At 68.8% G+C, this 10,652-nt stretch carries 13 protein-coding genes and 2 pseudogenes; 6 read left to right on the top strand and 9 right to left on the bottom strand.

The genetic code is table 11. The features are described 5' to 3' along the window. Window positions 1-373: 373 nt before the first annotated feature. Window positions 374-757, bottom strand: a complete 384-nt coding sequence (locus ACFTZL_RS33110; protein WP_382590374.1) for a hypothetical protein — start codon at window positions 755-757, stop codon at window positions 374-376. Window positions 758-1,106: 349 nt separating this feature from the next. Here ACFTZL_RS33110 and ACFTZL_RS33105 point away from each other — a divergent pair. Then, window positions 1,107-1,379 (top strand): annotated as a pseudogene (locus tag ACFTZL_RS33105) (aldo/keto reductase); the annotation flags it as partial. A 232-nt stretch (window positions 1,380-1,611) separates the two neighbouring features. Here ACFTZL_RS33105 and ACFTZL_RS33100 read toward each other — a convergent pair. The 3 genes from ACFTZL_RS33100 to ACFTZL_RS33090 all read right to left on the bottom strand — a co-directional run bounded on the left by ACFTZL_RS33100 (window position 1,612) and on the right by ACFTZL_RS33090 (window position 3,203). Further along, window positions 1,612-2,067, bottom strand: a complete 456-nt coding sequence (locus tag ACFTZL_RS33100) for a group II truncated hemoglobin (RefSeq protein ID WP_382590371.1) — start codon at window positions 2,065-2,067, stop codon at window positions 1,612-1,614. A 319-nt stretch (window positions 2,068-2,386) separates the two neighbouring features. Further along, window positions 2,387-2,671: a hypothetical protein gene (locus ACFTZL_RS33095; protein ID WP_382590368.1), complete on the bottom strand. Its 285-nt coding sequence runs from the start codon at window positions 2,669-2,671 to the stop codon at window positions 2,387-2,389. A 316-nt stretch (window positions 2,672-2,987) separates the two neighbouring features. Further along, a complete protein-coding gene (locus ACFTZL_RS33090; RefSeq protein WP_382590365.1) occupies window positions 2,988-3,203 on the bottom strand; it encodes a hypothetical protein in 216 nt (71 codons plus the stop codon). A 467-nt stretch (window positions 3,204-3,670) separates the two neighbouring features. On the opposite strand from ACFTZL_RS33090, the gene ACFTZL_RS33085 reads away from it, so the two are divergent. Continuing rightward, on the top strand, window positions 3,671-4,288 hold the full coding sequence (locus ACFTZL_RS33085) for a hypothetical protein (protein ID WP_382590362.1): 618 nt from the start codon (window positions 3,671-3,673) through the stop codon (window positions 4,286-4,288). A 246-nt stretch (window positions 4,289-4,534) separates the two neighbouring features. Here the strand turns inward: ACFTZL_RS33085 and merB are convergent, their stop codons facing one another. Beyond that, window positions 4,535-5,140: an organomercurial lyase gene (gene merB / locus ACFTZL_RS33080; protein WP_382590359.1), complete on the bottom strand. Its 606-nt coding sequence runs from the start codon at window positions 5,138-5,140 to the stop codon at window positions 4,535-4,537. Window positions 5,141-5,334: 194 nt separating this feature from the next. Here merB and ACFTZL_RS33075 point away from each other — a divergent pair, with 194 nt between their 5' ends. Together ACFTZL_RS33075 and ACFTZL_RS33070 are read left to right on the top strand one after the other, a co-directional pair. After that, a complete protein-coding gene (locus tag ACFTZL_RS33075; RefSeq protein ID WP_382590356.1) occupies window positions 5,335-5,655 on the top strand; it encodes a hypothetical protein in 321 nt (106 codons plus the stop codon). 169 nt (window positions 5,656-5,824) lie between these two features. Further along, window positions 5,825-6,526: a DinB family protein gene (locus ACFTZL_RS33070; RefSeq protein WP_382590353.1), complete on the top strand. Its 702-nt coding sequence runs from the start codon at window positions 5,825-5,827 to the stop codon at window positions 6,524-6,526. Window positions 6,527-6,772: 246 nt separating this feature from the next. Here ACFTZL_RS33070 and ACFTZL_RS33065 read toward each other — a convergent pair whose 3' ends face one another. Beyond that, on the bottom strand, window positions 6,773-7,195 hold the full coding sequence (locus ACFTZL_RS33065; protein WP_382590350.1) for a hypothetical protein: 423 nt from the start codon (window positions 7,193-7,195) through the stop codon (window positions 6,773-6,775). 26 nt (window positions 7,196-7,221) lie between these two features. Continuing rightward, on the bottom strand, window positions 7,222-7,683 hold the full coding sequence (locus ACFTZL_RS33060; RefSeq protein ID WP_382590347.1) for an ester cyclase: 462 nt from the start codon (window positions 7,681-7,683) through the stop codon (window positions 7,222-7,224). A gap of 87 nt (window positions 7,684-7,770) precedes the next feature. Here ACFTZL_RS33060 and ACFTZL_RS33055 point away from each other — a divergent pair, with 87 nt between their 5' ends. After that, window positions 7,771-8,238, top strand: a complete 468-nt coding sequence (locus ACFTZL_RS33055; protein ID WP_382590345.1) for a MarR family winged helix-turn-helix transcriptional regulator — start codon at window positions 7,771-7,773, stop codon at window positions 8,236-8,238. Window positions 8,239-8,542: 304 nt separating this feature from the next. Here the strand turns inward: ACFTZL_RS33055 and ACFTZL_RS33050 are convergent, their stop codons facing one another. Both ACFTZL_RS33050 and ACFTZL_RS33045 read right to left on the bottom strand, forming a co-directional pair. Further along, window positions 8,543-8,896 (bottom strand): hypothetical protein, encoded by a 354-nt coding sequence (locus tag ACFTZL_RS33050; RefSeq protein ID WP_382590342.1) that lies wholly within the window; start codon window positions 8,894-8,896, stop codon window positions 8,543-8,545. 334 nt (window positions 8,897-9,230) lie between these two features. Continuing rightward, window positions 9,231-9,431 (bottom strand): annotated as a pseudogene (locus ACFTZL_RS33045) (transposase family protein); the annotation flags it as partial. Window positions 9,432-9,741: 310 nt separating this feature from the next. Here ACFTZL_RS33045 and ACFTZL_RS33040 point away from each other — a divergent pair. Beyond that, window positions 9,742-10,617 carry a nuclease gene (locus tag ACFTZL_RS33040; RefSeq protein WP_382590339.1) on the top strand — a complete coding sequence of 292 codons (876 nt, stop codon included), beginning with the start codon at window positions 9,742-9,744 and terminating at the stop codon, window positions 10,615-10,617. Window positions 10,618-10,652: the final 35 nt, after the last annotated feature.

Genomic DNA, 10,652 nt, shown 5'->3' with positions numbered 1-10,652 from the left:
CGGGCAGCCCGACCGCCCGGAGGACCAGGACGACGAACGCCTCCCGCATCGCACGGTGCAGGGCGGGGCGGTCGCCGTGGTGTGCGCGCAGGAAGAGGTGGCGGCCGGGCATGTGACCGGGTACGGGTCGCCACCTGGGCGAGCCTGGAAGAGGTAGCGTTCACGGTGGGGGAGTTGCTCGCCCTTGCTGCGAAGCCGCGGGCGGGGCAGCACCACACCTGGTCGCGGTCCGTCATCGCAGAGTTGGCGGGGACTGCCTCCCGCCCACCGAGGGTCCAGGCAGGCCAGACCCTTCTTCCAGCCGTCAGATCAGATGTCACCGCCCATCCAACCGCTACGACCGCCGACCCGGCGAACCTATGCGGTCACAGCACTAGCAGCTCGCCTCGACGCCGCTGTTCACGAACGAGTCGACGTGGATCGAGTAGCCGGCCCCGGTGGTGAGGTCGGGGCGGCTTCCGTGGCCGTCCTCCGCGAGGCCCTCGGCGGTGAGGAAGACGATCTGCAGGGACATCCTCTTCTTCGCGAAGCACAGGTCGTCGGACAAGGCGTCGGGGGCCAGAGTCCATCCGTCTCGTTCCGCTGCCGTCCGGTAGTGTGCGGCAACTTCGGCCCGCGTGCCGGGGAAGGCGTATGTCCGGTTGGCGTACACCGAGACATCGCCGCTGTCCGCCCAGCAGCCGGCGTCGACCTTCTCGAAGCCCCGGGCGACGGCGGCCCCGGCGGGCCGGGAGCCGAGGATGTCGAGCGCAGCCATCTCCTTCATCCGGTCGTCGGTCCCCCCACAGTCCCTGGCGAGTTCCTGTAGCGCGCAGCCGGTGAGCGTTCCGACCGCGAGCACGATCGACAGGAGCAGGGGTATAGGGCCGGTGGTGCCTGTCCGTAAAGGCAATGCGGGCTCCGGGATGAGGTTCAGGACGGAGGGGACCCGCCAGGCCAATGGTTATACGTACCGCTCCGGAACGGCACGACCCGGTTCTACCCGGGAACCGTCATCCTCGCATCGCTCCTGAATCAAGCGTGACACTTTGGGGCGCCGGGCACCTCGGAGCCCAGGTTCGGGTTGACGCTGATCGCGACGAGCGCGCGGTCCACGCGTTGCGTCTGTGACGCGGTCAGCTTCGCCAGAGGGCGAGACGGGCGAGGTGGCCGTCGCGGGCGACCTCCCACAGCACGCTGCGACGTGGCCCTCGCCCAATCGACCGCCAGCGGGACTGTGCAGAGAGCTGGGCGCGAAGCCGGCCGACGCGGCGCTGGCCTGGCTGCCGCACAACCCCGTTGTCTCCACCACGGTCACCGGAGCGACGACGAGCGAGCACCGACGATCCAACCTCCGCGCGCTCTCCGTGCAGTTGGACGACGAGGTCACGGCACGACTCGACCGGATCTGGCCGGGGCCGGGGAAGCCCCGCAGGCGTATGCCTGGTGAAGCCGGCCCCGGGCAGACCGGTTCATCAGGCGGCATGGGCCCCAACCCCGCCCACCGCGTCGACAACCGGGACTTCCACGTCGGCCGACGGGCCAGGATTATCCCCGCGGGCGCCACCTCGCCATGCACCTGCAGCCGTGCACACTCACGACCGAGTCCGCCTGACATCGCCCCGGGTCAGCTCAGGACAGTCCCTTCCAGCCCCAGCGGGGAGTGGGACCGGGGTCGCCCAGGTCGGTGTCCTCGGGGTCGGCCGAGACGGACCGGGCGATCTTCGTGCCCCAGTCGAAGTACGCCATCACTTGCTGCCGCAGCAGGTCGTCGTCGGGGAGTTCCTTGTCGACGGCCTCCGTCATCAGCTCCATCCACCGCAGGCGCTGCTCCTCGGTGATGGCCAGTCCGAGGTGGGAGTGGAGCAGGGCCTGATGGCCGCCCAATTCCCGGGTGAACGCCTCTGGACCGCCGAAGACCTCGTCCAGCCAGATGGCCACGTGCTCGATGTGAGTACGGGTGAAACCGGCGAAGACCGGCGCCAGCAGCGGGTCGGCCAGGACCCGGTCGTAGAAGGTGTTGCTCACCCGGCGAAGGACCTCCACCCCACCGATGGCCTCGCTCAAAGATCCAGTGCGCTCGCTCATGCCACTCAGCCCCGTCGATAGCGTCACGCCGGTTAGACCAACGTGCCCCATGCTCCCACCCCACCTCGCTGTGTGTCCGAACCTCCGTCCCACCCGTTCGGGTTCAACAGCTATGAAGGTCCGGTGCTGTTCGGGGGTGAGGCGGTCCAGGTTGGCGGTGGAGCGGGGCCTCGCACGTGGGCCCGGCGGCTGTTCGTATTGCAGGGCGACGGTGACGTGGTGCGCTCAGGAGCGGTGGGTCGGGGGAGTGGTGCGGCCGCCCACACCCCGTCGGGACGGCCGGTCCTCCGCCTCTGAACATCCGGGCGCCCCCGTCGTACTAGTTGTCCCCTCGATTCAGCCGTACGCAGCCCCACGTGCCTGTCACGACGATCAGCGCTGCCAGGCCGCCGATTGTCCCTCGGTACGAGTCGGGGTCCAGCTCCACTGCAGTGTCGTCCTCCAACGGAGCGGCTGCCCCCTTGGGGTCGTACAGCACGTGCAGTTCGTCGCCTGCCTCAACCGATGTCGGGTCGCAGCCGTCCGTCATCTCAGGCGAGATGTCCCGGCCGTCGCGGGCGCGGAGCGTGCACTCGTCCGTCTTGCCGTTCTCGACCTCGACCACGACGGAGCAGGAGGGCCGGCACCAGGACGAGCGCCAGGGGTATCAGCAGCGTGGAAGTGAACCAGGCCGGGTCGCGCAGCAGGGCCGGCAGTGGCACCACCGGCGAGAACCACGTCAGTGCCACCGAAGCCACAGTGCACGCGCTGTGGAACAGAAACCACAGAAGGCAACGAATGGGGCCCGTACGGCGTCGGGGAGGAGCGTTCTCGGCCGACTGGGACGCTCGGCCGGCTCCTGCCACGAGCCCGCGCATCTCCCTGCCCCCCGCCATGCGCCCCGGCCCTCTCCATCTACGTCAACCAGTGGATGGACGAGCCTACGGGGTGCGGAATTCAGCCTGATCGGCGAGGTCTCGTCCGGGGCTGCGGGACAGGTCGTCGGCCCGCTCCCTGTAGGGCTCGAGCAGCGCCGAGAACTGCTCACGCAACTCCGCGAGTTCGGCTGCCGTCAGGTAGACGATGTCATCGCCGAATTGCTCCGCCTCGCGCCACTCGCGCGGCAGTGGCTGCCGGGTCTCGATTGCGTGCGTCATCCGCTCATTCGGTGTAGCGGGCCGTGGCCCGCCAGGGCTTCTCACGGCCCTGACCGCCTTCGGCTTCTCGACCAGTCCGTACTTGGCGAGCATCCGCAGGTGTACGAGCAACTGGCCACGGACCGCCCGACTGACACCCCACCAGCCGGAATCGGATCACCACATGCCACACCCGGCTCCTGCAAAACCCGGGCCAGCCGTCCCTGGACGTCGGTCCGGACCATATGTCACAACGGGCCCCCGAAGCAGGGGAGTCTGGGCATTCTTACCGCATGGCCCCAAACGAAGGTGCAGCGAGTCCGTCGGAGTCCGTGGAAGGAGCGAGGGCCTCCGTCGATCCACCCGATGCCCCGGCGCAGGCCTCCGGGACCGGTGACGGCAGCAGCGCGCCGGAGGAGGTGTCTCCACCCGGGACGGAACCTGTCGCAGCACAGACCTCGCCCCCGCAGGAGGAGTCCGCACCAGCCGTGGACGCGGGCGCCTCCGAGGAATCCGGTACAGGCCCGTACCGCGTCACCGTGCTGGATCTCGGACGGTTCACGGTCGGCGCCGTCACGGTGGTGGCGGCACTGCTCGGGCTGATCCTCGGTATTCGGGCCGAGCTGTACGCAGGCAGGGAGGACCAGCGCGCCGAGAAGGCGGAGCAGCGGGCGGCCGCGGAGGAGCTCCGGTCGAAGGAGGACCGGGAGAAGGCGTACGCGAACCTCGTCGACTTCTACCGGATGGGCTCGGAGGTGATCGTGGTGAACGGAAGCTCCCGCGTCATGGCGATGCGGCTCACGCTCCCCGCGAACAAGGTGAGATGGGACCTGGACCTCCTCCAACCCTGCAAGCAGATCGCCGTCTCGAACAAGGCACTGCTCGACTCCATGGCCGTGGAGCAGCCCGCGGTGAGTCTGACGGAAGGGGACCTGGCCCAGCTCCGGCTGGAGTTCATGGACCCGATGAGCAAGGCCTGGATCCGTAACAGCGGCGGGGCCCTGGCACGTATGGACGCATGGGCGCCGTCAGGGCGGCCCAACCTGGTGAGTTCGGAGGCGTGGAACACGTCGGCGCAGGACGCCCCCCAATGCGACGGGTCCTGACCCGCTGCACGAAGCACGGGCACTCCGACCTCAGGGCACAGCTACAGGCCGGACATCGTCTGGTTCGGTTGGGCACCTCGCCAAGAGCACGTCAGCGCTCCTGTCCGGCCGTCGTGTTCCGGGGGCCGCCGTTCGGGGACGATCGGCACAGCAACCCAGCCGCTCCTTGTCGAACCCCGCGAGCCCGCCGGGCAGCGGGCAGGACACCGGAAGGGGAACCTGTGAGGCGGCAGACAGATCCCGATCTCAGTCGGGCAGTCCCCAGAACGATCCGTGCAGGCCGACCTCGGCGAAGTAGGTGCTGGCGGCGGCGGGGTCGCGGCGGGTGTAACCCGGGTCCATGCGTCCGGTGTACCAGTCGGCGGCGAAGCGCCACAGGGTTTCCAGATCCATGACGTAGCCGCGCTCCTGGCCCGTCCGCCGCAGCCAGGTGCCGACGCAGGCGGTGGAGCAGAACAGGCGCTGGTTGCCGCAGGTGCGCACGACATCGTCCCAGGCCCGGCGCATGGGAATGAGGAAGTGGGCCACCTGGTCGCCTGGCGGCGGTGCGTCTCGGCCGACCACCCAGGCGTGTGGGGTGTCGCAGGCCGGACAGCGGGTGGCGACCAGGACGTCGGGCTCGTCCCGCAGCAGGTGCGGCATGGCGAACGAGTCCCAGGCGCAGCCGCCCCACCACAGCGTGCGCGCCCCCATGACGGAGAAGCCGAGCGGCACGGACGCGAAGGGGTGGGCCATCACGACCTGGTCGGGTTCCTGCGGATCCAGGACCACGTCATGACTTCCGTGCAGGGCGCGCAGTTCCTGACGCACCTGGCCGGGGGTGAGTCCGGTGAGTGCGGCGAGTTCCTGCACGCTCGGAGCACGGCCGGTGCGAGCGAATCCGTTGTACACAGCCAGACGCACCCTCCCCGTCCCGTGAAGGCTGGTCGGTGCTGCTGAGACGTTCCCGGTCATTGCTGTGATTCCTTCGCTGGTCGCGGCGATGAATCCAGGGTGCGCCTCACAGAGGCCCGGAGGCTTGAACGCTCGTGCGACACGATCGGGACATGACGCTTTCGGGAGAACGCGCCGCCTACTGGCGGGTTCCCGGGCTTGCGCTGGAAGCCATGCACGCCCGCTTCGAGCACTACTCCTACCCGATGCACGCCCACGACACGTACTCCTTCGGTGTCACACGTCCGGCACGTCTGCCGGACCGGCAGAGCAAGGTAGACCTGACCGCCATGACACAGGCCCGCGCTCTCCTGCGCGAACGGTTTGCCGAGAACATCACCGCCGACGAGCTGGCCCGCGTGGCCGGATGCAGCCGCTTCACGCTGTACCGCGGCTTCCGCGCGGCGTACGGCCTCGCCCTCAGCGACTACTAACGCGGCGCCGCACAGAGGGGACGAGACGTGATCACGTCGTTCGCCAACGCGCGGTCCGGCTGGCGAGCCCTTCGGCCAGGCTTAGGGCCCCGAAAATGAGACGCGACTGTGGTGCTGGCTGTGCCAGGCTGGCGGATCGCCCAGGACCAGTTCGACAAAGGAGCATCCGATGCCGACAACGTCCCGCCTCTCTCCGTTGCTGGAGCAGTTCGACTTCGCACGCGAGCGCCTCGCCCACCGCATGACAGGGCCCGTCATGGACAGCGGCGACGGGACGGACACCCAAGTCGACCCCATGACCGACGAGGAATACCTCTGGGAGCCGGTGCCCGACTGCTGGTCGGTACGGCGGCGCGTGAACGGGCCGGGGCCTCGCGCGACTCTCCTTGCCGGTACCGGCGACTGGGGACGCGACGCTGCCTCCTACCCGCACCCCTGGCCCCCGCCCTTCACCACCATCGCATGGCGTCTGAGCCACCTCAGCGAGATGCTGACCCTGCGCGCCGACCACACCGCCGGCGCCCACGCGCTGACCCGCGACGACTTTCCCGTCGTCGGGGACGCCGCAGGGGCGGTCACCGCCTTTGACGCCGGTGCCGCGGCCTGGCGGAAGGCGTTGCTGAGCGTAGACGACGCAGCACTCGACACCGTGGGGTACTGCACCTACCCGCACGGCAGCGACGAGGACGAGCCGTTCATCGACATCGTGTGGTGGGTCAACCAGGAACTGCTGCACCACGGGGCCGAGATCGCCCTGCTGCGCGACCTCTACCGCGCCCGACAGGCACGATCGGAGGGGCAGGGCCACACCGCCACATCTACGCGGTCCCAGGCCAGCCCGCTCGCTGTAGGCCCACGGACGGCGCACTGACCAGACACAGGGCTCAGCCGGGGCGTCAGGTGTCACGCGGTGGCCGGCTGCGGTTCCTCCAGTACTTCGGCGACCTTCCGGGCGAGCTTCGCGACGTGTGGTGGCAGGTGGTTGTCCAGGGAATCGACGTCGTCACACAGGCGGGCGCGCAGCCCGCGCGTGCGAGGAGCCGGACGGCGACCGCATCGACGGCTTCGGCACCACCACCCCCCAGCCCAACACCGACCTCACCCACCAACTCGAGGATCAGCGGGCCCTGAAGTCGCTGCTGTCACCGGAGCCCAGGACGAACTCCCGGCCGGCCCCAGCCAGCCCCGTACCCAGGAGAGCGTACGCAGCGAGGGCCAGGATCGGTATGTGCCCGCCTGCGCGGTCGATGTCGTCGATGTAGTACCCGGAGATCCCTACCCAGACCAGCCCGCCGACGGCCATCAGCACGGTATTGCGGGTCTCCCTCATCACCCGCATGCCGGCCCACAGCAGAAGGGGCATCAGAGCCCAGGAAGCGGCCGTGGTGAGCAGGAACTCGAAGGCGCCGGAGAACATCGTGTCCCCGCCTGCGGCCGTGCTGTCGCGGGCCCACGCATAGCCGGCGGACATGAGGGTGTGGCAGGCCGCGGTGGCGGCGGTGACGGTCAGGGCCCCTTTGACATGTCGTACGTATCGCATGGCGGAGATCCTCGCTCTTTCCTGCTTCAGTGCTGGGCGGGGCCGTTGGGGCCGGAGATGGCGCCGAGCTGGGCCAGGCCGTCGAGGACGTCGGTGCAGGTCCAGTACTCGACGAACCGGCCGTCCTGGGCGCGCAGGATGTCGTTGCCGCTGAAGGAGATCTTCGTGCCGGTGGGGGCGGTGGCCTGGGGGATGCCGCCGGTGTAGGTGGCGCGCATGGTCCAGCGGGCGGAGATCAGGTCGCCGTCGACGATCGGGCCGACGTCGACGGTGATGGTGATGTCGTCGAAGGCGGCCATGGTCTGCTCGATCTCGGGCAGCAGGCGCTCGGGGCCGGTGACGGCTTCGGAGGCGCTGCCGTCGGGACGGGCTTGATGGACGACGAAGCCGGGGTCGAGGATCTCCTCGGCGTGGCTGAAGTCGCCGCGCCACATCTCGCTCCAGCGGTCGTAGAGCGCGCCCAGCTGCTCGATGGTGTGGGTGGTCATGGGTTCTCCCAGGGGTCGTGCTACAAAGGACCTGCGCCACACATTATCTGTGCGACGCAGAGATTAGTGGGATACGAGGGTGATTCCATGTCAAACCAAGTCCGTAGGGAGCTGGTTGCGGCGGTCACCGCGACGGCCCGGCGCCACCACGCCGCCTACACGCTGTTCAACCAGGCCATGGCCGAACACCTCGGCCTGCACCCCACCGACCTTCAGTGCGTGAGCCTGCTCGCCCTGGAACCCGGCCCCCGCACCACGGGGGAGATCGCGCAGCTGACCGGGCTGACCTCCGGATCAGCCACCCGCCTGGTCGACCGCCTCCAGAAGGCCGGCCTCGCCGAGCGCCATCTCGACGCCCACGACCGGCGCAAGATGCTCGTCTCCCTCACCACCGGCCGCACCCCCGAGATCGAAGCCGCCTGGGACACCCCTGGGAAAGCCTTCGACCAGGCCCTGGATGACTTCACCGACGACGAGCTCACCGTGATCGAGCGGTACCTGCGACGCACTACCGACGTCGGCACCGAACAGACCGCACGCCTGCGCACCCGCTGACCCGACATCAGCCCGGCCGCCCTACGCGCCTTCGCACACACCGAACTCAAAATCCGATACGCCCGGGACTCCACCGTCGGGAAGAAGCTGAAACGGCAGATCGACGCGCTCACAGCCGGCGGAGACAGCAGAGCCGTGAAGACCACCAGGAAACCGCGTTCCCGGGCAGGCTGCCGTCATGACAGCGACCAACCCATCTGCTGTCGACCGCGAGTTGGTCGCTTGAGCGCCGCAGTTGACCCGGCTGAACACGAAGCCGCGGTTTCTGCGGGGCGACTGACTTGAGCGGAGCCCGGTCCGCCGCTCAGTAGCCGGGCGGAATCCGGTCCTGCGGCCCGTCAGCCACCTCTGCCGCGTCGACGTCCATCTGAGCCCGCTTGGCCACGGCCGGGTCGGCCGAGTCCGAGATCAGCTCCGCGATGCGCAGGGTGCACTCCCACTCCGTCAGCTTGCCTTTGATCACCACCAGGTATGACTCCTGGTCGGCGTAGCGATACACGCGGCGCCGCTTCTCGACGATGTTCTTGCTCGGCAAATACGTGTGGAGTGCAGCATGGAGTGCCGTCAGTGCCTGGTCCTTCGTTTCCTGTCCACGACAGATGAACTCGGTCCTGTACGTGTCGCTGTAGTACTCCGCGATCACGACCCAGTTGCCCATGCTCACTCCCCCTCGGCGCCGTTGTCAGTCAGCCACAGCCCAACCTCCGGAGCAAGAGTGAGTAGGAGGGCGGGATGGGCGGCGCGGCCACGGCCGGGGATCGGGCGCGCGTTCAGCCGGTTCCGCGTCGGCGGCCCGCCGCGCCCATGCCGCCGTCAGCGCAGCGGCAGGCGCGAAACGTCGGCGGGGGAGAGATCGAGGCGAACTCGCTGCAGGCGTGCGGGGTGGTACCCCGGCCGGAGGCATCGCTGGCGAGGTCGACGCAAAAGCAAACTGGGACACCTAGCCACCAGAGGTTAAGAGACAAGCTCAGAGACAGTGAGCCTTTCCATCCTCACTCTGAGCTGGTCAGATGAAGGGTCAGGACGGGCTGGACGAGTTCGGTGATCCGGGTGCTCGAGCACCGTAGTTTGCGGAGGAGTCGCCAGGACTTGAAGGTGGCGATGGCCTGCTCGACGAGGGCCCGGATCTTTGTGTGGGACCGGTTCACCGCCTTCTGGCCTGAGGAAAAGGTCTCCCACCGTCCCCAGCGAGGCGGCGGCCCAGCTCGGTGTCGTCCGGGGTGTACAGAGGGCCCTGTACGCCGTCGTCGGCGCCATCGTGCTCAACCACAGCGGCGACTGGCCGCTCTGGGAGCTCTACAGCCTGGACGGCCTGCTGGCCGCGGAGTGCTGCGGGCGGTGAGAACCCCGTGAGCGCCCGGGTGGCGGTTCAACGTCTCCCTTCGCCGACGTTGAACCGCCAACAGGACCCCCGGGCGCCGCGGACGCATAGTGAGGAGTGGCCGTGCGGCGTCCGTCCGCGCATTTCTGGCCGCTACCAGGCGTCCGTGAGGAGGCCCCCTCATGCCGTACACCCGCATCCAAGGCGAATTCCGGATCGTGGGGACGAGCCCCGACGGGGACACGGTCCGGTTCTACCCGGACGACCCGGCGGTGTGGGACACGATCCCCGGCCCGGTTCCCATTCAGATCCGCGGCCCCGGCGGAGCCAATCTGCGGCTGGAGGGCATCGACGCCCTGGAGACGCACTTCGATCCCCCCTTCGTCGGCGGGGGCGTGCTGCACCAGCCCAAGGCGCAGGCCGAAGGGGCGGCCGCCGAACTGCTGCGCCTCCTCGGGTTCGACCCCGTACAGCGCACTCCGAGCGGGAAGGTCAAGGCCCCCACCAACCCCGCCGCCGTCCGCGGATACGTCCTGACCCGCGGCGGTGACCCGCTCGGCCGCTGCATCGCCTTCACCGGGCCCGGAGCAGGACCCGACGCCGATGCCGACGGCAACGTCTTCTTCACGCCGGCCATGCTGCACGAGACCGTCAACCACAAGCTGCTCGCCAAGGGCTTCGTCTACCCGACCTTCTACCGGTCCCTCTTCCCCGACCTGCGCAACGACATGACCGCGACAGCGCACAAGGCCCAGGCCGACGGCGAGGGTCTGTGGCCCCTCGACAAGACTCAGAAGCCCACGGTAGTCGTGGGCCCTCCGGAGGTCAGCAGGGACGTCATCCTGCCCAAGTTCTACCGGCGGCTCGGCGAGTACGTGCTGCTGAATGACGGAGACCCCGACCTCGGCGGTTTCGTGGTGTTCCTGCGTCGCAAGGCCGACACGTTCACCATCCTTTCCACGGGGCACACCAGCACCGGCCTCGACCTCATCATCGAGGTCAACGACAGCAAGGTCCGCTGGACCCACGATATCGAGGACATCGTCTTCGACAACTGAGCCCGCGGCCCGAGTGAACCCGCAGACCGAGCGAG

Source organism: Streptomyces sp. NPDC056948 (genome assembly GCF_042674225.1).
GTDB classification, from domain to species: Bacteria; Actinomycetota; Actinomycetes; order Streptomycetales; family Streptomycetaceae; genus Streptomyces; species Streptomyces purpurascens.
This window is presented reverse-complemented; position numbering and strand designations above follow the sequence as displayed.

Bases quoted from the DNA above. Each gene is read 5' to 3' on its own strand.
- ACFTZL_RS33040 (WP_382590339.1), top strand. From the start codon at position 9,742: ATGCCGTACACCCGCATCCAAGGCGAATTCCGGATCGTGGGGACGAGC.
- ACFTZL_RS33070 (WP_382590353.1), top strand. From the start codon at position 5,825: ATGCCGACAACGTCCCGCCTCTCTCCGTTGCTGGAGCAGTTCGACTTC.
- ACFTZL_RS33065 (WP_382590350.1), bottom strand. From the start codon at position 7,195: ATGCGATACGTACGACATGTCAAAGGGGCCCTGACCGTCACCGCCGCC.
- ACFTZL_RS33075 (WP_382590356.1), top strand. From the start codon at position 5,335: ATGACGCTTTCGGGAGAACGCGCCGCCTACTGGCGGGTTCCCGGGCTT.
- ACFTZL_RS33060 (WP_382590347.1), bottom strand. From the start codon at position 7,683: ATGACCACCCACACCATCGAGCAGCTGGGCGCGCTCTACGACCGCTGG.
- ACFTZL_RS33100 (WP_382590371.1), bottom strand. From the start codon at position 2,067: ATGAGCGAGCGCACTGGATCTTTGAGCGAGGCCATCGGTGGGGTGGAG.
- ACFTZL_RS33050 (WP_382590342.1), bottom strand. From the start codon at position 8,896: ATGGGCAACTGGGTCGTGATCGCGGAGTACTACAGCGACACGTACAGG.
- ACFTZL_RS33090 (WP_382590365.1), bottom strand. From the start codon at position 3,203: ATGACGCACGCAATCGAGACCCGGCAGCCACTGCCGCGCGAGTGGCGC.
- ACFTZL_RS33055 (WP_382590345.1), top strand. From the start codon at position 7,771: ATGTCAAACCAAGTCCGTAGGGAGCTGGTTGCGGCGGTCACCGCGACG.
- ACFTZL_RS33110 (WP_382590374.1), bottom strand. From the start codon at position 757: ATGGCTGCGCTCGACATCCTCGGCTCCCGGCCCGCCGGGGCCGCCGTC.